The organism is Streptomyces sp. NPDC041135 (assembly GCF_055592085.1).
In genome coordinates this window covers 105392-125608 of the sequence record NZ_JBVIYZ010000012.1, presented here as the reverse complement: position 1 = coordinate 125608, position 20217 = coordinate 105392, and the positions used below count along the sequence as shown (strand labels likewise).

The window sequence follows — 20217 nt, the reverse complement described above, 5'->3', positions numbered from 1 at the left end:
CCCTACGGCCGCGTGGATCACCCCAGCACGACGATTTCGGACGGGTCGAAGGCGACGCCGGCCTCGTCCCCGGGCTCCGGCGCCGCCCGCAGCGCGCAGGCGGCCTCCAGGCGCGGGCCGCCGTCGCGCGGCTGGAGGCGGACGGCGACATGGGTGCCGCGGAAGGTACGGGCGGTCACCGTGCAGGGCAGGCCCGCGTCGGCCGCGACCAGCCGGACCCCGGCCGGCCGCACCAGCAGCGTGCGCGTGCCCTGCGCGGCGCCCTCGGGCACCGGCACCTTGCCCCAGGGCGTGTCGGCGGCCTCACCGGCGACGGTCGCGGCCACCACGTTCTCGAAGCCGAGGAAACGCGCCACGAAGGCGTCGGCCGGCCGCTGCCACACCTCCAGCGGGGTGCCGGACTGGGCGATCCGCCCGTCCCGCATCACCACCACCCGGTCGGCCAGCGCGAACGCCTCGCCCTGGTCGTGCGTCACGGCGAGCACGGTGGTGCCCAGCCGGCCGAACAGCTCCCGCAGTTCGACCACCAGCCGCTCCCGCAGCGAGCGGTCGAGCTGCCCGAGCGGCTCGTCCAGCATCAGCAGCCGGGGCCGCGGCGCGAGCGCCCGGGCGAGCGCCACCCGCTGCTGCTCGCCGCCGGACAGCGCGGCCACGGCCCGCCGTTCGGCCCCCGGCAGCCCCACGAGCCGCAGCAGCTCGGCGACCTCGGCGCCCTGCCGGGCCTTCGGCGTGCCGTGCATCCGCAGCCCGAACGCCACGTTGGCGCCGACGTCCCGCTGCGGGAAGAGCTGGTGGTCCTGGAACATCAGCCCGACCCCGCGCCGGTGCGCGGGCACGCCCGCCTGGTCGCGCCCGTCGAGCAGGACCCGCCCGGCGTCGAGGGGCTGGAGTCCGGCCACCGCCCGCAGCAGCGTCGACTTGCCGCTGCCGCTGGGCCCGAGCACGCACACCACCTCGTGCTCGGCGACGTCGAGGCCGACCGCGTCGAGCACGGCCCGCCCGCCGAAGCGCACGGTCGCCTCCCGCAGGCGCAGCAGCGCCCCCGCGTCCCCCTCGGCACCCGGCTCCCCCGCCCGGTCGCGCGTCGGCATCAGAACTCCCCCGTCCGGTCGGTGCGCAGCCGCTCCAGGACCAGCAGGGCGGCCGCGCACACCAGCATCAGCATCGTGGACAGGGCCATCGCCTGCCCGTAGTTGAGGTCTCCGGGCCGCCCCAGCAGCCGGGCCACGGCGACCGGCAGCGTCGGGTTGTCCGGCCGCGCGATGAACACCGTCGCCCCGAACTCGCCGAGCGACACGGCGAACGCGAAACCGGCCGCGACGAGCAGGGCCCGCCGCACCAGCGGCAGGTCGACCTCCCGCCACACCCGCCACGGCGACGCGCCGAGCACGGCGGCCGCCTCCCGCAGCCGTCCGTCCACCGCCCGCAGCACCGGCAGCATGGTCCGCACGACGAAGGGCACGCCCACCAGCGCCTGGGCCAGCGGGATGAGCATCCAGGACTGCCGCAGGTCCAGCGGCGGCCGGTCCAGCGCGATCAGGAACCCGAAGCCCACGGTCACGGCGGACACCCCGAGCGGCAGCATCAGCAGCGCGTCGAAGCCCCGCACCAGCCGCCCCGCGTCCCGTCGGGCCAGCGCGGCCGCGGCCAGCGCGCCGATCACCACGGCGACGGCCGTCGCGGCGGCGGCGTACTGCAGGGAGTTCCACACGGCGGCGATCGGCGCGACCAGGAACATGCCGCCGTCGGCGTCGGTCAGCGCCCGGTAGTAGCCGAGGCCCCCGCCGCCACCGCCGAACGAGCGGCGCACTAGCACGGCGAGCGGCAGCACCAGCAGCACGGCGACGGTGGCCAGGACGCCCGCGAGCAGCGCCCACTGCCCGGCCCCGCGCGGCCGGCGTGCCGTCCCCGCGGCGTCCACCAGGCGCAGCGCGGTCTCCCGCCGCCGTACCGTCCGGGCGTGCACGGCGAGGACGGCGCCGACCGCGGCGAACTGCACGAGGGTGAGCACGGCGGCCGTGGACAGGTCGAAGATCTCGGCCGTCTGCCGGTAGATCTCCACTTCGAGCGTGGAGAACGTGGGACCGCCGAGGATCTGCACCACGCCGAAGGAGGTGAAGGTGAACAGGAAGACCATCAGCGCGGCGGCGGCCACGGCGGGGCCGAGCGCGGGCAGCGTGACCGTGCGCCAGGCGGCGAACCGGGACGCGCCCAGCATCCGGGCGGCGTCCTCCTGCCGGGGATCGAGCTGGGCCCACAGGCCGCCGACCGTGCGGACGACGACCGCGTAGTTGAAGAAGACGTGGGCGAGCAGGATGGCCCACACGGTGGTGTCCAGCCGTACGCCCCACAGCTCGTCGAGGAGCCCGCCGCGCCCCACGAGCGCCAGGAAGGCGGAGCCGACGACGACGGTCGGCAGCACGAACGGCACCGTGACGACGGCCCGCAGCAGGTGTCTGCCGGGGAAGTCGAGGCGGGCGAAGACGTAGGCGGCGGGCAGGGCGAGCAGCAGGGTCAGCGCGGTGGAGGCCAGCGCCTGCCAGGTGGTGAACCACAGCACGTGCCGGATGCCGGGTTCGGCGACGACGTCCGCGATCCGCCCGAACCGCCAGGACCCGTCCGCCTTCAGCCCGCGCGTGACGATCGCGGCGACGGGCCAGGCGAAGAACACGGCGAAGAACGCGACGGGCGCCGCCATCAGGGCGAGCCGCGCCGCGTTCCCGCGCCGCGCCGGGTCCGGCCGGCGCCGCGCTACTTCAGTACGAGCGACGTCCACGACTTGACCCACTGGTCACGGTTGGCGGCGATCCTGGCGGGCGCCATGGTCTCGGGGTGCGCGGCCCGCGGCCCGTACCGCGTGAACTCCTTCGGCACCGCGGCGCCCTCGGTGACGGGGTAGACGAACATGTTCAGCGGCATGTCCTGCTGGAACTCCCGGCCGACCAGGAAGTCGAGGAGCGCCTTGCCGCCCTTGGCGTTCGCGGCGTTGCTGAGCAGTCCGGCGTACTCGGTCTGCCGGAAGCAGGTGCCGGTGGCGACCCCGGTCGGGGCGGTGCTCGGCCGGGGGTCGGCGTAGATGACCTCGGCGGGCGGCGAGGAGGCGTACGACACCACGAGCGGCCGGTCGCCACCGGCCTTGCGGCCGCCGGCGGAACCGGAGAACTCCTGGTCGTAGGCCTGGTCCCAGCCGTCGACGACCTTCACACCGTTGGCCTTCAGCCGCTTCCAGTAGTCCTGCCAGCCGGTGTCGCCGAACTGCGCGGCGCTGCCCAGCAGGAAGCCGAGGCCGGGCGAGGAGGTGGCGGCGTTCTCGGTGACCAGCAGGTTCTTGTACGCCGGCTCGGCGAGGTCGGCGAAGGTGCGCGGCGGGGTCAGCTTGTGCTTGGCGAACCAGGCCTTGTCGTAGTTGACGCAGATGTCGCCGGTGTCGATCGGGGTGACCCGGTGCCGGGCCTGGTCGACGCGGTACTGGGGCAGCACCCGGCCGGCGCCCCGCGGCTCGTACGACTGGAACAGCCCGTTGTCGAGGGCGCGGGAGAGCAGGGTGTTGTCCACGCCGAAGAGGACGTCGCCCTGCGGGTTGTCCTTGGTCAGGATGGCCTTGTTCACGGCCTGCCCGGCGTCGCCGTCCTTGAGGACCTTCACCGTGTAGCCGGACTGCTTCTCGAAGTCGTGCAGCACGTTCTTGGAGACGGCCCACGAGTCGTGGCTGACGAGGGTGACGGTGTGCGAGTCCGCCGACGACCCGCCGTCACCGGAGCCGCACGCGGACAGCGCGAGGAGGCCGAGCCCGACGGCCGCTGCCGCGAAGGTCTTGGTGTGCACTGGATGTCCTCCTGGGGGTTGGCCAGGAAGAGACGCGGCCCCGCCCGGGCACCCGCGGAGTGGTCCGCCGGTGCCCGGGCAGGGCGCAACAGCTTGAGTGATGACCGAACTTCCTACCCAGAATGACCTGGGCGAGGTTCAGAGGGTCTGCGGCCCGATGCCGCACTCTCAGCGCTGTGGCGCTCCCCTGTCGGAATATGAAGATGTCTGTACGGCGTCAGACTACCGCTCGGTGGCCGCCAGCTGACCACAGGCCCCGTCGATCTCCTGACCGCGGGTGTCCCGGACGGTGACCGGCACCCCGTGCGCGGCGATGGCCTCGACGAACGCCTTCTCGTCCTCCGGCCGGGAGGCGGTCCACTTCGAACCCGGAGTCGGGTTCAGCGGGATCAGGTTGACGTGCACCGGTCGGCCCCGCAGCAGCCGGCCGAGGCGGTCGCCCCGCCAGGCCTGGTCGTTGATGTCGCGGATCAGCGCGTACTCGATGGACAGCCGCCGGCCGGACTTCTCGACGTACTCGAACCCGGCGTCCAGCACCTCGCGCACCTTCCACCGCGTGTTCACGGGGACGAGGGTGTCGCGCAGCTCGTCGTCGGGGGCGTGCAGGGAGATCGCCAGCCGGCACTTGAAGCCCTCGTCGGCGAACCGGTGGATGGCGGGCACCAGCCCGACGGTCGACACGGTGATCCCGCGCTGCGACAGGCCCAGCCCGTCCGGGGCGGGGTCGGTGAGCGCGCGGACGGCGCCGACGACCCGGTTGTAGTTGGCGAGCGGCTCGCCCATCCCCATGAAGACGATGTTGGACAGCCGCGCCGGACCGCCCGGGACCTCGCCGTCGCGCAGCGCCCGCATGCCGTCCACGATCTGGTGGACGATCTCCGCGGTGGACAGGTTCCGGTCCAGCCCGGCCTGCCCGGTCGCGCAGAACGGGCAGTTCATCCCGCACCCCGCCTGCGAGCTGATGCACATGGTCACCCGGTCCGGGTACCGCATCAGCACGGACTCGACGAGCGTCCCGTCGAACAGCCGCCACAGCGTCTTGCGGGTGGCGCCCTGGTCGGTCGACAGGTGCCGGACGACGGTCATCAGCTCCGGGAGCAGCGCCTCCTGCAGCTTGGACCGGGCCCCGGCCGGGATGTCGGTCCACTCCGCCGGGTCGTGCGCGAACCGCGCGAAGTAGTGCTGCGAGAGCTGCTTGGCGCGAAACGGCTTCTCACCGATCGCGGCCACCGCGTCCTTGCGTTCGGCGGGCGACAGGTCGGCGAGATGCCGCGGCGGCTTCTTGGCCCCGCGCGGCGCGACGAAAGTGAGTTCTCCGGGTGCAGGCATAACACGACCAGTGTCGCAGATCATCTCCGGGGGCCCGGGGCCCGGGGCCGGAGCGGGGTGGGGGTGGTCACCCGCGGGCGGTGCGTGTCAGCGTCGGTCGCCCTCGGGCGGCTGCCCGTGGACGGCCCAAGGGGCGAGACAGTGGGGATGGGATGATCTGTCCGGAGGGGTGCGAGTGGACATGCTCGAACTGATGGAGTGGTTGGCCGAGCGCGGCGTCACGACCGTCTTCAAGGTCGACGGTGACCGCATGGTTGAGCGACGGGCGGCGTGGATGGTCATCGTCAGCGGCGGGCAGCTCGGCAAGGACTCGTTCTTCCGTGCCGACCTGGCCACGCCAGACGCATGCCTCGACTCGTTGCTCGCTCATCTGGAGAGCAAGGGCTTGTCACCGTTTGCGTGATCGGCATTCCCCATGTGGCCGTAGCTGGTTCGTCGAACATGCCGAGTGATCGTGGAAACTGTCGTGGCGCAAGGTGCCGTGGGTGCAGATCTGCATTACCTGAGTACAGGACCCCGGTCTCACGCAGTTCGGTGCGTGACCGATGTCGTGCAGCCACGCTGCGGCGACGAGGAGACCCGATCAGCCACCGCCTGAGTGTGCAGCTAGCGATTCCCGAGCGGTCGTCGTATGCGCATGCTTTCTCCTCTCGCGTGCCCCTGGTGCGAGGGACGGCCTGCTGCAAGGACGGCCTATTACTCGGAATGGGTGACGCCGAGCAGACATGCGAGTCGGGCGGGAGCGCCCCGCGGCGCGTGGCTGCGGGGCGCCTTGCGGGGGCTAGTCGACACTCTGCCCGTCGTACATACCGCCCTTGCAGGTGTTGTCCGTCAGATCGGCCGTTCCGCCGCCCGCCTTGCACTGGGAAGGGGTGACGTAGGTCGGGGCACCCTGTGCGGTGGCGGCGGTGGCGGCGGCGGCGCCTGTGAGGCCGAGTCCAGCTAGGGCTGCCGTGGCGATGACGGCAGCGACAATGCGTCGAACGCGCATTCGGTTCCCCTTTCACGGATTGCCTTGGTTGGGGACACTAGCCAGCCTGATCTTCACCTATGTGGGTGGCACGTCATGTTCCGCCATTCGGGTGACATTGCGGTCACCGGTCGAAGGTGCCGAGGCCCTCTGTGTCGAGGTGTTCGACGGTGACGCCGGTGGCTTTGCCGGCGTGGGTGCGGAAGGTGACGCCGGAGAGACCGGCGGCGTTCTCGCCCTGGGTGCGGTAGCTGAAGGTGTCGCCCGAGTAGTGGGTCAGGGGGAAGGGCGTCTTGCGCGGGCCCAGGGTCATGGTGAGGTGGCCGCTGTCGTCGCCGGTGACGGTGAGCGGGCCGTAGTAGTCGTTCGCGTAGGTGCCCGTGTAGGTGCCGGCGGCCTTGGCCGGTGCGGCGCCGGCAGGCGGCTTGCCGTAGTTCGTGCGGGAGGCGCCGGTGTCGACGGCGGCCTGCACGACCTTGCGGTAGAAGGGGAGCCAGTCGACGCTCTGCCTGCCGTTGCGGGCGATGTCGAGGAACGCGGCGGCCACCGCCTCGGCCACGCCGATGGGCTGCCCGTTCGTCAGCACCACGATGCCGAGCCGTTCGCCGGGCAGCAGGGTGAGCGTGGTCGCGGCGCCCAGGTCGAAGGCGCCGGAATGGCTCAGGCGGACGGCGCCGCCGTCGTCGTAGCCGACGTCCCAGCCGAGGCCGTAGAAGCCCGGCTCACCCGCGGGGGCGAGCGGGGGCCGGGTCACGGAGTGCGGGACGCGGGTCTGGTCCAGGGCCGCCGCGCCGACCAGCCTCTTCCCGCCGAAGGTGCCGTTGTCCAGTTGCAGCCGCATCCACCGGGTGAGGTCGTCGACGGTCGAACTCGCGCCGCCCGCGGGTGCCTGGCTGTCGGCGTTCTCCGTGGTGGAGGGCTTCCAGTGGCCGTTCACCTCGATGTGGGGCGAGGCCTTGTCGGCGGCCTTGTCGTAGTCGGCGCGCCGGTAGCTGGAGTGGCGCATGCCCAGCGGCGCGAACAGGGTGTCGGTCGCCAGCCGCGGCCAGCTGGTTCCGGCCGCGCCGGCCACCGCTTCCGCCGCCTCGGTGAGGCCGTAGTTGGTGTAGGCGTAGCTCGCGCGGAAGGGGGACAGTGGCTCCAGCCGCAGGTGCTGGAGGATGTAGTCGCGCTGGTAGCCGAGGTCCTGCAGCAGGTCGCCGGCGTGGTCGGGCAGCCCGCTGCGGTGCGAGAACAGGTCCGCGACCGTCACGTTCGCGCTGACGTACGGGTTCTTCAGCGCGAAACCCGGATCGTGGTCGACCACCCGATCGTCCCAGCCGACGGCCCCGCGCCCCACGGCCCCGGCGACGACGGTGGACGACAGCGGCTTCGACACGGACGCCAGCTGGAAGACCGTCCCGGTGCCGACCTTGCCGCTCCTGCCCAGCTCACGGACGCCGAAGCCCTTCGCGTACACCACCTCGCCCTGGTGGACGACACCCACGGCGATCCCCGGCACCCCGGTCCGCCGCATCGCGTTCTCCACCAGGCCGTCGATCCGGCCGACCGCGGCCGTCACCCGCGCCGGTGGCAGCTGCGGGGCCGGCTGCTTCGGCGGCGTGGGGGCGAGCGACGCGGTGACGGACGGACGATCCGTGGCGGTGGCCGTCGCGCCGGCGCATCCCGACGACGTCACGAGCCCGAGCACCCCCAGGTGCAGCACCGCGGCGATCGCGCGGGCCCGGCGGCACCGCCCGCCGCTGCCCTTCCGGTCGGCCATGATCCGCTCCCCTCGCCGCGCTCCAGTGGGTCGAAGCGGTTCGTCACCAGGTCACGGGCAGCGTCCTCGGGCCGCGGATGAGGCCCTGGCGCTGGAACTCGACCTCCTCGGCCGGTACGGCGAGGCGGATGCCCGGGAAGCGGGCGAGGACGCTGCCGATGATCACCTCCGCCTCCATCCGGGCCATGACGGCCGCCAGGCAGTGGTGCGGGCCGTGCCCGAAGGCGAGGTGCGGGGCGTCGTCGCGGTCGAAGTCCAGGACGTCGGGGTCGGGGAAGGTGCCGGGGTCGCGGTTGGCGGCGACGTAGGCGTTGTAGATCACGTCACCCGCCCGGACCAGGTGCCCGCCGACCTCGACGTCCTCGGTGGCGACGCGCGGGATGCCGACGCCGTTGCGGTGGGGGACGTAACGGAAGAGCTCCTCGACGGCCCTGGGCAGCAGCTCCGGCTCGCGGCGCAGCCGCTCCAGCTGCTCGGGGTGGGTGAGCAGCGCGTACATCATCGAGCCGGAGTTGTTGCGGACCGCGTGGCCGCCGCTGACCTGGATCGCGGTGGCGAGGGAGACGGCCTCGTCCCGCGTGATCTCCCCGGCGGAGACGGCCTGCGCCAGCACTCCCGCCAGGTCCTCGCGGGGTTCCTCACGGCGGCGTTCGAGGAGTTCCACGATGCGGGCGCGGGTCGCCTCGGCCGCCGCTCTGCCGCGCTCCGCCGAGTCCGCGCCTGCGGCCAGCAGGGCCTCGCCGGTCTGCGCCCAGCGCTGCCAGTCGCTCTCCTCGACGCCGAGGAAGTCGCGGACCACGGCGACCGGAAAGGGTCCGTGGAGGTGTTCCATCAGGTCGGCGAGGGCTCCGGCCCGCTCCATACGGTCGAGCAGTTCCCCGGCCCTGCGCTCCGCCAGCGGCCGCAGCCGCTGCATGCTGCGGCCGGTGAACGCCCGGGCGACGACCCTGCGCAGCTGGTTGTGCCGGGGCGGGTCGATGTACTGCAGGCCCGCCGTCTGCGACGCCACCGGCTCGGGCCGCATGCTGGTCACCGGGCGGCCGATGACCGCCTCCCGGGAGAAGCGCGGGTCGGTCGTGACGAAGCGGACGTCCTCGTACCGGGTGACGAGCCAGGCATACCCCTCGCCGTGCGGCAGCTTGATCCGGGTGACCGGCTCCTCGCGGAGCACCTCGTCCAGGAAGGGGTCGGGGTCGAGGGCGGGCAGGTCGTCGACGGGCCAGAACCGCACGGGCGGCGCGGCCGGGGCGGCGACGGACTCCGCATCCGGGTCGGGGTCGAAGGGCATCGCGTACCACTCCCTGCTGCGTCACCGGGGGCAGCCCCGTGTCGAGGAGGACGTCGTCCTCCAGGGAGTCTGCCGCCGCCCGCGGCGGCCCGGCCATTTCAGTTGCGGCATCCGGGTACCGGGGCGATGGCCCCGCCCGCGGCGCACCCGGCCCCGGTACGGCGACGGGCCCCCGTCCTGAGCAGGACGGGGGCCCGGAGACCGGGTGGGGCGGCGCCGGCGGGAACCGGAAGGCCTCACGCCGAGCCGACGAACACCACCATCAGCAGCCAGACGACCGGGGCCGTCGGCAGCAGGGAGTCGAGGCGGTCCATGATGCCGCCGTGTCCGGGGAGCAGGGTGCCCATGTCCTTGATCCCGAGGTCCCGCTTGATCATGGATTCGCCCAGGTCGCCCAGTGTGGCGCTGGCCGCGACCGCGAGGCCCAGCAGCAGGCCCTGCCACCAGCGGCCGTCGTCGATCAGGAACTGCATGCACAGCGCGCCCGCCACCATCGCGAACAGCACCGCGCCCAGCAGGCCCTCGCGGGTCTTGCCGGGGCTGATGCGGGGGGCGAGCCGGTGCTTGCCGAAGCGCCAGCCGACGGCGTAGGCCCCCGTGTCGCTGACGACCGTCAGCAGCAGGAAGGTCAGGACCCGGAAGGGACCGTCGTCCGCGGTGAGCAGCAGGGCGACGAACGTGGCCAGGAAGGGGACGTAGAAGACCGCGAAGACACCGGCCGTGACGTCCCTGAGGTAGCCCTCGGGCGGTTCGGTCATGCGCCAGACCAGCACCGCGAGCGCGGTGAGCGCCAGAGCGACCCAGGCGCCCTCGGCACCCCGGACGTAGCCGGCGACGACCATCGCCGCGCCGCCCACGGCCAGCGGGACCAGGGGCGCCTTGATGGCCTTGCGCTCCTGGAGCCGGCTGGTCAGCTCCCACAGGCCGACGACGACGGCGACCGCTATGACGCCGATGAAGACGGCCTTGACGATGAACAGGGACGCGATGATCACCACGCCGAGCCCGACGCCGACCCCTATGGCCGCGCCCAGGTCCCGTCCCGCGCTCTTCTTCTGCGGGGCGGGTGCCGGCTGCGAGGCCTCGGGCATGGGCTCCGGATTCTGCGGCGCCGCCTCGTAGGGATGCGCCTGCGGCAAGTCGTCGCGGAACAAGGGGCCGCTCAGCCGAGCGGCCCCCCGGTCGTCATCCTGGTCTCCGCCGTACGCGGGTACGTCGGGCGTGATGGGCATGGGGCGAGTCTGCTGCGCTTCATGCGCATCGTACGTGGGACCCGCCGGGCCGGTGCCCTGGACAGGCCCTCGCTCGGTGGGGCCCCAGTACCCGGATTGTGGCGGTGCCCCCCAGGAAGAGTCGTTCATCAGACCTCGAGCAGCTCCGCTTCCTTGTGCTTGAGCAGCTCGTCCACCTGGGCGACGTACTTCGCCGTGGTGTCGTCCAGCTCCTTCTCGGCGCGGCGGCCCTCGTCCTCGCCGACCTCGCCGTCCTTGATCAGCTTGTCGATGGCGTCCTTGGCCTTGCGGCGCACGGAGCGGATGGACACCTTGGCGTCCTCGCCCTTGCTCTTGGCGACCTTGATGTAGTCGCGGCGGCGCTCCTCGGTCAGCTCGGGGAACACCACACGGATGATGTTGCCGTCGTTGCTGGGGTTGACGCCCAGGTCGGAGTCGCGGATCGCCTGCTCGATGTTGCGCAGCGCGCTCTTGTCGAACGGGGTCACGACCGCCATGCGCGGTTCCGGCACGGAGAACGAGGCCAGCTGGTTGATCGGCGTCGGCGCGCCGTAGTAGTCGGCCACGATCTTGTTGAACATCGCCGGGTGCGCACGCCCGGTGCGAATCGCGGCGAAGTCCTCCTTGGCGACCACGACGGCCTTCTCCATCTTCTCCTCTGCCTCGAGGAGGGTCTCTTCGATCACCACTTGCTCCTGCGTGTCTTGAGTGAGGCCCGGCTGCGGTTCCTTGTCGGGGCGGCGGCCGGCTGCGTCGCGTCTTCTTCCTGCACGGTTTCCGACCGGCAGGACATTGTCCATCCCCCGGCCGAGGCCCGGGAATTCGGGTCAGGCCCGGGCGCCCTGGTCACCCACGAGCGTGCCGATCTTCTCACCCTTGACGGCGCGGGCGATATTGCCCGCCTTCAGGAGTTCGAAGACGACGATCGGGAGCTTGTTGTCGCGGCACAGGGTGACGGCCGTGGCGTCGGCGACCTTCAGATCGCGCGTGATGACCTCGCCGTAGCCGAGGGAGTCGAACTTCACGGCGTCCGGGTTGGTCTTCGGGTCGGAGTCGTACACGCCGTCCACCCCGTTCTTGCCCATGAGCAGCGCCTCGGCGTCGATCTCCAGGGCGCGCTGGGCGGCGGTGGTGTCGGTGGAGAAGTACGGCATGCCCATGCCCGCGCCGAAGATGACGACGCGGCCCTTCTCCAGGTGGCGCACGGCGCGCAGCGGGATGTACGGCTCGGCGACCTGACCCATGGTGATGGCGGTCTGCACGCGGCTGTCGGTGCCCTCCTTCTCCAGGAAGTCCTGGAGGGCGAGGCAGTTCATCACGGTGCCCAGCATGCCCATGTAGTCGGAGCGGGCGCGGTCCATGCCGCGCTGCTGGAGTTCGGCGCCGCGGAAGAAGTTGCCGCCGCCGATGACGACCGCGACCTCCGCGCCGTCCCGGACGACGGCCGCGATCTCGCGGGCGATGGCGTGCACCACGTCGGGATCGACGCCCAGGCCCCCACCGCCGGAGAAGGCCTCTCCGGACAGCTTCAGCAGAAACCGGCCGCGTACTTTGCCGTCGTCGCTCTTCTGGGCCTTGGTGGTCATGGAGATCTCCTCATGGTGCACATACGAAGAGGCCATTGCCGGTGGGTTCGCGTTTCGCTCCCATGCGCGGCAATGGCCTCCTCGTCAGATCTGCTGTCGCCCGTCACGCGCGTGTGCCGGGTGGCACGCTCGAGCGCGACGGCCGACTGCTGTCGACCCTATCGGGGTCGCGCGTCGATCGCGTACGGACTCAGATGCCGACCTTGATGCGCGTGAAGCGCTTCAGGGTGACACCGGCCTCGTCCAGGACCTTCTGGACCGACTTCTTGTTGTCCAGCGCGTACGGCTGGCCGAGCAGCGTGGCGTCCTTGAAGAAGCCGTTGAGGCGACCGTCGACGATCTTGGCGATCGCGGCCTCGGGCTTGCCCTCGGCGCGGGTGGTCTCCTCGGCGATGCGGCGCTCGGACTCGACGACGTCGGCCGGCACGTCCTCCTTGGCGAGGTACTTCGGCGCGAACGCGGCGATGTGCTGCGCGATGCCCTTGGCGACCTCGGCGTTCGGCTTGTCCAGCTCGACGAGGACACCGATCTGCGGGGGCAGGTCGGGCATCGTGCGGTGCATGTAGGCGGAGACGTAGCCGTCGGCGAACTGCGCGAAGCGGTCCAGCACGATCTTCTCGCCGAGGTTGGCGTTGGCCTCGTCCACGAACGCCTGGACGGTCTTGCCGGGCTCGATCTCGGAGGCGAGCAGCGCCTCGAGGTCGGCCGGGGCGGACTTGGCGACGTGCTCGGCGATCGCGTTGGCGGCGGCCTGGAACTTGTCACCCTTGGCGACGAAGTCCGTCTCGCACTTCAGCTCGACGAGGACGCCGGAGGAGTTGTCGTCGGCGATGATGGAGACCACGGCGCCGTTCTCGGCGGAGCGGCCCTCGCGCTTGGCGACGCCCTTCTGGCCCTTGATGCGGAGCGCCTCGACGGCCTTCTCGACGTTGCCCTCGGCCTCGTCCAGCGCCTTCTTGCAGTCCATCATGCCGGCGCCGGTCAGCTCGCGGAGCTTCTTGACGTCGGCGGCGGTGTAGTTCGCCATGATCTGTGAATCTCTTCTCGGAGTTCGAAGTCTCGAAGTCGGCGGCGAGTCCACGGTGAGCGGACGGCCGCCAAAGATCTCCGCCTACGAAGATCTCAGGGCTGCGGGTGAACGGCGGGCGGCGCGGTCGGCGCCGCCCGCCGTCACTTCAGCCGAACGGCCTGCGACCCGAAGGTCAGGCCTGCTCGCCCTCGGCGGCCGGAGCGGCCTCGGCGGCGGGCTCCTCGGCAGCGGGCGCCTCGTCGGCGGCAGCCTCGGCGGCGGGGGCCTCGGCAGCGGCCTCGGCGGCCGGAGCGTCGGCAGCGGCGTCGGCCTCGGCCGGCTTCTCCGCCTCGTCCGTCTTCTTCTCGCCCTCGAGCAGGTCGCGCTCCCACGCGGCCAGCGGCTCGCCGGCGGCCTTGTCGCCCTTGCCCTCGGTGGCGACACGCGAGCGGGAGATGAGGCCCTCGGCGACCGCGTCGGCGATCACACGGGTGAGCAGGGTGACGGAGCGGATCGCGTCGTCGTTGCCCGGGATCTTGTAGTCGACCTCGTCGGGGTCGCAGTTGGTGTCGAGGATGGCGACGACCGGGATGTTGAGCTTCCGGGCCTCACCGACCGCGATGTGCTCCTTCTTGGTGTCCACGATCCAGACGGCGCTGGGCACCTTGGACATCTCGCGGATACCACCGAGGGTCTTCTCCAGCTTGGCCTTCTCGCGCGAGAGCACGAGAAGCTCCTTCTTGGTCAGACCCGACGCGGCGACGTCCTCGAAGTCGATCTGCTCGAGCTCCTTGAGGCGCTGCAGACGCTTGTAGACGGTGGAGAAGTTGGTGAGCATGCCGCCCAGCCAGCGCTGGTTGACGTAGGGCATGCCGACGCGGGTGGCCTGCTCGGCGATGGCCTCCTGCGCCTGCTTCTTCGTGCCGACGAACATGACCGTGCCGCCGTGGGCGACGGTCTCCTTGACGAACTCGTAGGCGCGGTCGATGTACGACAGCGACTGGAGCAGGTCGATGATGTAGATGCCGTTGCGCTCGGTGAAGATGAAGCGCTTCATCTTCGGGTTCCAGCGACGGGTCTGGTGACCGAAGTGGACGCCGCTTTCCAGCAGCTCCCGCATCGTGACGACGGCCATGGCCGTATCTCCTTGGATTTCTCGGTTGTGCCGCGGATGCCGGACGGCTCCCGCGCCTGACGCCCGCAGTGCGCCGTGCCACGAAGGACCGAGGGGCGCTGACACGATCGGGCCGTTGCCGGCCGGCTCGCGTCGGGGCGTGCGAAGTCGACCCGGTGACCCGGATCGCCATCAGAAGTGTACGGGACCGGCGAGGCAGCGGGTGACGCCGCTGTCCACAACCGGAGGGTTGTCCACAGATCCCGGCCAAGATCACCGCACCCGCGGGACCCTTACCGCATGCGACGACTCCTGCGGATCATGCGACGTGTGTGCGGGTGGGTAGTGCCGGCCCTGTGGCTGACTCTCGCCGTCCTGGCCTCCGGGGCCCGGGCGGACACCCCGGGCCCCGCTCCCCCGCCGCCCGGACCGGCCCCGGCACCCGTCCCGGCCCCGGCCGTGGCCCGTGCCTGGCCGGTGGGCACCCGGCCGGCGGTGCTGCGGGGCTGGCAGCCCCCGGCGACGCCGTACGGTCCCGGCCACCGCGGGGTCGATCTGGCGGCGGCGCCCGGCGCCCCCGTCCGGGCGGTGGCCGCGGGCCGGGTCACCTTCGCGGGCCGGGTGGCCGGGCGGGGCGTGGTCTCGGTACGGCTCGCGGGCACGGCGCTGCGGACCACCTACGAACCGGTGACACCGTCCGTGCGCGAGGGCGACCGGGTGACACCCGGCGAGACGGTCGGCACGGTCGAGCCGGCCGGCTCGCACTGCGCGACGACGTGCGTGCACTGGGGCCTGCGCAGCGGACCGGCGTATCTGAACCCGCTGGCCCTGCTGCCGCCGTGGCTGCTGAACGGCGGCCCGTCACGACTGCTGCCGGTGCTGGACGTGCCGCTGCCAGGGTGACGGTGACAGTGACGGACGGGGCGGGGGCGGGAGGGAGAGGGAGGGGCGGGGGGTGGGGGGAGGGGGTCAGCCCGTCACGCCGTGCAGGACCATGCCCACCGCCGCCTCGGTGATCGCCGTGGGCTCCTCGGCCGCTCCCAGCTCGATCCGCCGCACCGCCGCGTCGACGACTCCCTGGAGCAGCATCGCCGCCAGCCGGGGCTGGTCGTGTCCCAGCTGCCCGAGCGCCTCGACGATCATCGCGACGAGCCCGCCGTGCGCGGCTCTGATCTTCTCCCGGGCGCCCGCGTCCAGCTCGCTCGCGGAGATCGCCACGACGGCTCGGTGCCGCCGGTCCCCGACCAGGGCCAGCTGCTGCCGCACATACGCCTCGACCTTGCCGCCGGGCGACTCGGCACGCTCCATCGCCGCGGCGACCTCGGCCGCCCAGACGGGGAAGTCGACGGCGCACAGCTCCTCGACCACGGCCGCCCGTGACCGGAAGTACTCGTAGACGGAGGACCGCGCCAGCCCCGTCCGCTCGGCGAGGGCGGGGAAGGTCAGGGCTTCCGTGCCGCCCTCGGACAGCAGGCTCCGGGCCGCGTCCAGCAGGGCGGCTCGTTGCATCGACCGGTGCTCGGCCACGGAGGCCGCTCGAATCCTTGGCACCCGACCACTGTACGGACGCGCCCGCGCGGACGGGAGGCACTGCGCCAGGGACGCCTGTCACGTCGCCCCGGCGGCCCCGCTCAGCGGCCGAAGCCGGCCAGCTTGGCCCGCAGCTGGAGCACCGACTTGGTGTGGATCTGGCTGACCCGGCTCTCGGTGACACCGAGCACGTTGCCGATCTCGGCGAGGGTGAGGCCCTCGTAGTAGTACAGGGTGACGACGGTCTTCTCCCGCTCGGGCAGCGTGTTGATCGCCCGGGCGAGGAACCGGCGCAGCTCGCGGTCCTCGGCCACCTCCACGGGGTTGTCGGCGGCGGTGTCCTCCAGCGTGTCCATCACGCTGAGGCCGTCACCGCTCTCGCCGCCGACGTGCAGCAGCTCCTCCAGGGCGACCACGTTGGCCAGCGACAACTGACTGAACACGGCGTGCAGTTCCTCGACCTCGATGCCCAGCTCGGCGGCGACCTCCACCTCGCTGGGGGTGCGCCGCAGCCGTGCCTCCAGCGTGGCGTACGCCCGCTCGACGTTGCGCGCCTTCTGCCGGACCGAGCGCGGGATCCAGTCCAGTGCCCGCAGCTCGTCGATCATCGCGCCCCGGATCCGGGTGATCGCGTACGTCTCGAACTTGATCTCGCGGTCGATGTCGAACTTCTCGATCGCGTCGATCAGCCCGAACACGCCCGAGGAGACGAAGTCGGCCTGCTCCACGTTCGGCGGCAGCCCGACGCTCACCCGTCCCGCCACGTACTTCACCAGCGGCGAGTAGTGCAGGATCAGCTGCTCCCGCAGCCGCTCGTCCCCCGTCGCCTTGTACGACCGCCACAGCTCGTCGAGCGTCGAGGGAGCCGGCGGCCGCACGCTGCCACCGTCGCGGGCGGCTGGGGGGATCGCCGCCCGGTCGGACCCGGAGGTGTGCTGGGGCATTGGTCGCCTTGTGCCGTTCTGCCGTGAAGTGCCGTGAAGTGCTGTGGAGTGGGATGGAGTGGGTTGGGCTGGGGGGAAGGGGGGCGGATGGGTGCGGTGTCTGCCTGATGCCGGGTCGGCGCGGTCTGCGTCGGCACCGTTCGTGAGCGTAGCGTGACTGAGGAGTCGCGGTGTGCGAACAACGGGGCGCCACCCCTGCGCGTTCACCTCTGCCGATGGTTGCCGGGGCCATGCACCGATGGCTCTGTGTGAGCGGTTGCGGACGCCAACTCACGGGAATCCCAAGGGCGTCGGGCGTTCCCCCGGACGGCCGAGCGCCGTCGGTCACCGCCGACCGCGACCGGGCCGGACCGAGATCACGGCCTGGCGTGTCAACTTCCAGCCGTCGCCGTGTCGTTCGACGTAACCGAGTGCTCGCAGTTCGTACAGTCTCGCGATCGCCTCGTCCTGGGTGGTCTGCGCGCCGCGCGCGATCTCCGCGGGCGGCGCGGAACGGTTCCCGGGGAGGGCGGCCAGGACCTGCCGGGCGGCGGGTTCCAGCAGGTCGCGCGGGAGGACGGGACCGCGGCGGACCGGTGCCAGCTCACCCATGTCGCCCACCAGCTCGACGACCTCGGCCGCGTCCCCGACCAGGACGGCCTCGCCGCGCAGCAGCTCGTGCACGCCCGCGGAGAGTGCGCTGGTGACGGGCCCGGGCACGCCCATCGTGAACCTCCCGAGCCGTTGCGCCGCCCGCGCGGTGACCAGTGAGCCGCTGCGGCAGGCGGCCTCCACGACGACCGTCCCCCGCGTCAGCGCGGCGATGACGCGGTTGCGGAGGATGAATCTGGTCGGTGTCGGGTGCTCGCCGGGCGGTAACTCGCCGATCACCAGGCCCTGTTCCGCGATCCTGTTGATCAGTTCGGTGTGGCCGCGCGGGTAGGGCCGGTCGACGCCGCAGGCCAGGACGGCGGCGGTGGCTCCGCCGGCGGCCAGGGCGCCGCGGTGGGCGGCGCCGTCGACCCCGTAGGCGCCGCCCGAGACCACGACCCAGCCGCGTTCGGCGAGGCCGGAGGCGAGGGTGGCCGCGACGTGGGCGCCGTACTCCGTGCAGGCGCGGGCGCCGACCACGGCCACCGAGGTCAGCGCCCACATCCGCAGGCTGGGCCGGCCGCGCACCCACAGTCCCAGGGGCCGGGCGTCGCCGAGGTCGTCAAGCTGGGCGGGCCACTCCGCGTCACCGGGGCTGACGAACCGCACCCCGGCCGCCCGCGCGGTGTGCAGGTCCCGCTCGGGTTCCGCCCGCTCGGCTCTCCCGCGCAGCCCCGCCCACCGGGTCGCGCTCACTCCGGGCAGCGGCTCTCCGCTCCCCCGCAGCCGGCCGGCCACCTCTCGGAGACCGTACTCCCGCAGCCACCGTCCGCCGGTCTCGTCCCCGGGTTCGAGCACCCGGGTGAGGAAGACCCGGTGCAGCAGCTCGGCACCCGGCGTCCCGGCGGCGCCGGGGTCCGGCCCGCCTCCCCTGCCCGGCCCACCACCGCCGTCCGCCCCGCCTCCCGGGGCCTCCCTGTCCCCTGGGCGGTCCCTGCCGTCGGTGCCGTCGGCGCCGTCCCTGTCGGTCATGTCAGGGCTCCGATGACCATCGGCACGCCGCGGGGGACGCCGGTGCGCAGTTGCAGGGCCAGGGCGACGTCGGTGGCGTCCGGGCGGTCATGGCCGAGGAGGTCCGCGACCGTCCAGGCGACCCGCAGCACCCGGTCGATGCCCCGGGCCGTGAGCACGCCCCGTTCGAGGCTGCGCTCGGCCTCGTCCATCGCGCCGGCCGTGGCCTGCCAGCGGCCGCGCAGTTCGCGTCCGGGTACCTCGCTGTTGCTCCGCCAGGGGGTGCCGGCCAGGCGCGCCGCCGACCGTTCCCTGGCCGCCGCGACCCGGGCCCGGACGGTCGCGGTGGACTCGCCCCGGGCGCCCGGTGCGGTGAGCTGGGCGCGGGTGACGGGGTCGACCTCGACGCGCAGGTCGACCCGGTCGAGGAGTGGTCCGGACAGCCGGGACTGGTAGCGGCGGATCGCCGAGGGCGGGCATTCGCACAGCGAGTCGCGCTGCGAGAAGCGTCCGCAGGGGCAGGGGTTGGCGGCCAGCACCATGAGGAACCGGGCGGGGAAGCGCACCACTCCGGCGCTGCGCGCGATGACGACGTGTCCGGCTTCCAGGGGTTGCCGCAGGGCGTCGAGGGTCTGGGTGCGGAATTCGGGGGCCTCGTCGAGGAAGAGCACTCCGCGGTGGGCCAGGGACACGGCGCCGGGGCGGGCGATGCCCTGGCCGCCGCCGACGAGTGACTGCATGGTGGCGGAGTGGTGGGGGGCGCAGTAGGGCGCGGTGTCGATGAGGGGTTTGCCCGGAGGGAGCAGTCCGGCCACCGAGTGCACGGCCGTGACCTCCAGCGAGTCCTGCCGGTCCAGCCGGGGCAGCACGGCGGGCAGCCGTTCGGCGAGCATGGTCTTGCCGGCGCCGGGCGGTCCCTCCAGGAACAGGTGGTGTCCGCCGGCGGCGGCCACCTCGACGGCGGTGCGGGCCGAGGTCTGGCCCACGACGTCGGCCAGGTCGTGGTCCTGTTCGTGCTGTGCCGCGTCGAGGGTGTGCATGCCGGTGGCGGCTCGGGTGCCGGGTACGCGCAGGCCGGCCAGCAGGGGGTCGGGGCGGCCGGGTCCGTCCGGTTCCTCGTCGGGGACGGGTTCGTCCGTCAGGACGGCGATGAGCTGGCGCAGGCTGCGGATGCCGAGGACGGAGACCCCGGGGACGAGGGCGGCTTCGGCGGCGGCGCTCTCGGGGACGACGACCTGTTCGTATCCGGCGTCGGCGGCGGCCAGGACGGCGGGCAGGATGCCGCGTACCGGTCGTACGCGTCCGTCGAGGCCGAGTTCGCCGATCATCATGATGTCGGCGAGGACGCGGGGGTCGATGCGTTCGGCGGCGCCGAGGACGGCGCAGGCGACGGCGAGGTCGAAGCCGGAGCCGGCCTTGGGCACCGAGGCGGGGCTGAGGCCGACGGTGAGTTTCTTCTGCGGCCATTCGCCGCCCGAGTTGACGACGGCCGCCCGTACCCGGTCGCGGCTCTCCGTGAGGCTCTTGTCCGGCAGGCCCACCAGGGTGAAGGCGGCGACTCCGGGTTCGAGGTCGGCCTGGACCTCGACGACCACTCCGTCGACGCCGACCAGGGCGACCGAGCACGTCCGGGCGAATCCCATCAGGCCACCCCCCGTGCGTGCTCGACGAGCGCGGCTCCGCGCCGGGGCAGCAGGACGCCGACGAGGTCGATGCGGACGCCTCCCGGCGGTGCTCCTCCGTGGCTCTGGATCCAGCGTTGCGCGAGGCCGAGCAGCCGCCGTGTCTTGTCGGCGGTGACGGCGGCCATGGGGTGCTCGTAGCGGCCGCCCCTGCGGGTCTTCACCTCGCACACGACCAGGACGTCGCCGTCGCGGGCGACGATGTCGATCTCGCCGGTCCTGCCGCAGCGCCAGTTGCGCTCCAGGACCGTCATGCCGGCTTCGGTCAGCCGCCGCGCGGCCAGTTCCTCGCCGTACCTGCCGAGTGCGTTGCGTGCCTTGTCCATGGGGCACCACCTCCGGCGCCCACGGTCACGCATTGCGCC

Annotated in this window: 19 protein-coding genes; 2 read left to right on the top strand and 17 right to left on the bottom strand. The window is 72.6% G+C overall.

Annotated elements, in window-relative coordinates; all coding sequences use genetic code 11:
• Positions 1–17 precede the first annotated feature (17 nt).
• From ACZ6CZ_RS25850 to rlmN, 4 genes are all read right to left on the bottom strand, one after another.
• Positions 18–1091, bottom strand: coding sequence for an ABC transporter ATP-binding protein (locus ACZ6CZ_RS25850; protein WP_469025501.1), 1074 nt, complete (start codon positions 1089–1091; stop codon positions 18–20).
• Positions 1091–2698 (bottom strand): ABC transporter permease, encoded by a 1608-nt coding sequence (locus ACZ6CZ_RS25845; protein WP_469025498.1) that lies wholly within the window; start codon positions 2696–2698, stop codon positions 1091–1093. The genes ACZ6CZ_RS25850 and ACZ6CZ_RS25845 overlap by 1 nt, the downstream gene beginning before the upstream one ends.
• 53 nt (positions 2699–2751) lie before the next feature.
• Complete coding sequence (locus tag ACZ6CZ_RS25840; protein WP_469025496.1) at positions 2752–3825, bottom strand: thiamine ABC transporter substrate-binding protein; 1074 nt, start codon at positions 3823–3825, stop codon at positions 2752–2754.
• A 222-nt stretch (positions 3826–4047) separates the two neighbouring features.
• Positions 4048–5154: a dual-specificity RNA methyltransferase RlmN gene (gene rlmN / locus ACZ6CZ_RS25835; protein WP_469025494.1), complete on the bottom strand. Its 1107-nt coding sequence runs from the start codon at positions 5152–5154 to the stop codon at positions 4048–4050.
• 181 nt (positions 5155–5335) lie between these two features.
• Here rlmN and ACZ6CZ_RS25830 point away from each other — a divergent pair, with 181 nt between their 5' ends.
• Positions 5336–5557, top strand: coding sequence for a hypothetical protein (locus tag ACZ6CZ_RS25830; protein ID WP_469025664.1), 222 nt, complete (start codon positions 5336–5338; stop codon positions 5555–5557).
• A gap of 378 nt (positions 5558–5935) precedes the next feature.
• On the opposite strand, the gene ACZ6CZ_RS25825 is transcribed toward ACZ6CZ_RS25830, so the two are convergent.
• From ACZ6CZ_RS25825 to rpsB, 8 genes are all read right to left on the bottom strand, one after another.
• A complete protein-coding gene (locus ACZ6CZ_RS25825; protein WP_469025492.1) occupies positions 5936–6145 on the bottom strand; it encodes a hypothetical protein in 210 nt (69 codons plus the stop codon).
• A gap of 103 nt (positions 6146–6248) precedes the next feature.
• Positions 6249–7886 (bottom strand): serine hydrolase, encoded by a 1638-nt coding sequence (locus ACZ6CZ_RS25820; protein ID WP_469025490.1) that lies wholly within the window; start codon positions 7884–7886, stop codon positions 6249–6251.
• 43 nt (positions 7887–7929) lie between these two features.
• Entirely contained in the window at positions 7930–9174 is a 1245-nt protein-coding gene (locus tag ACZ6CZ_RS25815) for a cytochrome P450 (protein ID WP_469025488.1), read from the bottom strand.
• A 236-nt stretch (positions 9175–9410) separates the two neighbouring features.
• Positions 9411–10535 carry a phosphatidate cytidylyltransferase gene (locus ACZ6CZ_RS25810; protein WP_469025485.1) on the bottom strand — a complete coding sequence of 375 codons (1125 nt, stop codon included), beginning with the start codon at positions 10533–10535 and terminating at the stop codon, positions 9411–9413.
• The gene (gene frr / locus ACZ6CZ_RS25805; protein ID WP_356346623.1) at positions 10535–11092 is read right to left on the bottom strand and encodes a ribosome recycling factor; all 558 of its coding nucleotides are present in this window, start codon (positions 11090–11092) and stop codon (positions 10535–10537) included. Before frr ends, ACZ6CZ_RS25810 begins: the two co-directional genes overlap by 1 nt.
• Positions 11093–11233: 141 nt before the next feature.
• Positions 11234–11992: a UMP kinase gene (gene pyrH, locus ACZ6CZ_RS25800; protein ID WP_469025482.1), complete on the bottom strand. Its 759-nt coding sequence runs from the start codon at positions 11990–11992 to the stop codon at positions 11234–11236.
• 190 nt (positions 11993–12182) lie between these two features.
• The gene (tsf, locus tag ACZ6CZ_RS25795) at positions 12183–13019 is read right to left on the bottom strand and encodes a translation elongation factor Ts (protein WP_469025479.1); all 837 of its coding nucleotides are present in this window, start codon (positions 13017–13019) and stop codon (positions 12183–12185) included.
• Positions 13020–13194: 175 nt separating this feature from the next.
• Positions 13195–14136, bottom strand: coding sequence for a 30S ribosomal protein S2 (gene rpsB / locus ACZ6CZ_RS25790; RefSeq protein WP_469025478.1), 942 nt, complete (start codon positions 14134–14136; stop codon positions 13195–13197).
• 279 nt (positions 14137–14415) lie between these two features.
• Between rpsB and ACZ6CZ_RS25785 the strand changes: the two genes are divergently transcribed.
• Positions 14416–15018, top strand: coding sequence for a murein hydrolase activator EnvC family protein (locus ACZ6CZ_RS25785; protein WP_469025476.1), 603 nt, complete (start codon positions 14416–14418; stop codon positions 15016–15018).
• A gap of 66 nt (positions 15019–15084) precedes the next feature.
• On the opposite strand, the gene ACZ6CZ_RS25780 is transcribed toward ACZ6CZ_RS25785, so the two are convergent.
• The 5 genes from ACZ6CZ_RS25780 to ACZ6CZ_RS25760 form a co-directional block, all read right to left on the bottom strand.
• Positions 15085–15642: a TetR/AcrR family transcriptional regulator gene (locus tag ACZ6CZ_RS25780; RefSeq protein WP_469025661.1), complete on the bottom strand. Its 558-nt coding sequence runs from the start codon at positions 15640–15642 to the stop codon at positions 15085–15087.
• A gap of 104 nt (positions 15643–15746) precedes the next feature.
• On the bottom strand, positions 15747–16589 hold the full coding sequence (gene whiG, locus ACZ6CZ_RS25775) for an RNA polymerase sigma factor WhiG (RefSeq protein ID WP_469025473.1): 843 nt from the start codon (positions 16587–16589) through the stop codon (positions 15747–15749).
• A 324-nt stretch (positions 16590–16913) separates the two neighbouring features.
• Positions 16914–18191 (bottom strand): DNA-processing protein DprA, encoded by a 1278-nt coding sequence (gene dprA / locus ACZ6CZ_RS25770; protein WP_469025471.1) that lies wholly within the window; start codon positions 18189–18191, stop codon positions 16914–16916.
• Entirely contained in the window at positions 18188–19813 is a 1626-nt protein-coding gene (locus tag ACZ6CZ_RS25765) for a YifB family Mg chelatase-like AAA ATPase (protein ID WP_469025469.1), read from the bottom strand. Before ACZ6CZ_RS25765 ends, dprA begins: the two co-directional genes overlap by 4 nt.
• On the bottom strand, positions 19813–20178 hold the full coding sequence (locus ACZ6CZ_RS25760) for a YraN family protein (RefSeq protein ID WP_469025466.1): 366 nt from the start codon (positions 20176–20178) through the stop codon (positions 19813–19815). The genes ACZ6CZ_RS25765 and ACZ6CZ_RS25760 overlap by 1 nt, the downstream gene beginning before the upstream one ends.
• Between the last annotated feature and the right edge of the window lie 39 nt (positions 20179–20217).

Coding starts and splice junctions, on each gene's coding strand:
- tsf (WP_469025479.1), bottom strand. CDS start 13,019: ATGGCGAACTACACCGCCGCCGACGTCAAGAAGCTCCGCGAGCTGACC.
- rlmN (WP_469025494.1), bottom strand. CDS start 5,154: ATGCCTGCACCCGGAGAACTCACTTTCGTCGCGCCGCGCGGGGCCAAG.
- ACZ6CZ_RS25825 (WP_469025492.1), bottom strand. CDS start 6,145: ATGCGCGTTCGACGCATTGTCGCTGCCGTCATCGCCACGGCAGCCCTA.
- ACZ6CZ_RS25765 (WP_469025469.1), bottom strand. CDS start 19,813: ATGGGATTCGCCCGGACGTGCTCGGTCGCCCTGGTCGGCGTCGACGGA.
- ACZ6CZ_RS25810 (WP_469025485.1), bottom strand. CDS start 10,535: ATGAACGACTCTTCCTGGGGGGCACCGCCACAATCCGGGTACTGGGGC.
- ACZ6CZ_RS25815 (WP_469025488.1), bottom strand. CDS start 9,174: ATGCCCTTCGACCCCGACCCGGATGCGGAGTCCGTCGCCGCCCCGGCC.
- rpsB (WP_469025478.1), bottom strand. CDS start 14,136: ATGGCCGTCGTCACGATGCGGGAGCTGCTGGAAAGCGGCGTCCACTTC.
- pyrH (WP_469025482.1), bottom strand. CDS start 11,992: ATGACCACCAAGGCCCAGAAGAGCGACGACGGCAAAGTACGCGGCCGG.
- dprA (WP_469025471.1), bottom strand. CDS start 18,191: ATGACCGACAGGGACGGCGCCGACGGCACCGACGGCAGGGACCGCCCA.
- ACZ6CZ_RS25830 (WP_469025664.1), top strand. CDS start 5,336: ATGCTCGAACTGATGGAGTGGTTGGCCGAGCGCGGCGTCACGACCGTC.
- ACZ6CZ_RS25845 (WP_469025498.1), bottom strand. CDS start 2,698: ATGGCGGCGCCCGTCGCGTTCTTCGCCGTGTTCTTCGCCTGGCCCGTC.
- ACZ6CZ_RS25850 (WP_469025501.1), bottom strand. CDS start 1,091: ATGCCGACGCGCGACCGGGCGGGGGAGCCGGGTGCCGAGGGGGACGCG.
- ACZ6CZ_RS25785 (WP_469025476.1), top strand. CDS start 14,416: ATGCGACGACTCCTGCGGATCATGCGACGTGTGTGCGGGTGGGTAGTG.
- ACZ6CZ_RS25760 (WP_469025466.1), bottom strand. CDS start 20,178: ATGGACAAGGCACGCAACGCACTCGGCAGGTACGGCGAGGAACTGGCC.
- whiG (WP_469025473.1), bottom strand. CDS start 16,589: ATGCCCCAGCACACCTCCGGGTCCGACCGGGCGGCGATCCCCCCAGCC.
- ACZ6CZ_RS25820 (WP_469025490.1), bottom strand. CDS start 7,886: ATGGCCGACCGGAAGGGCAGCGGCGGGCGGTGCCGCCGGGCCCGCGCG.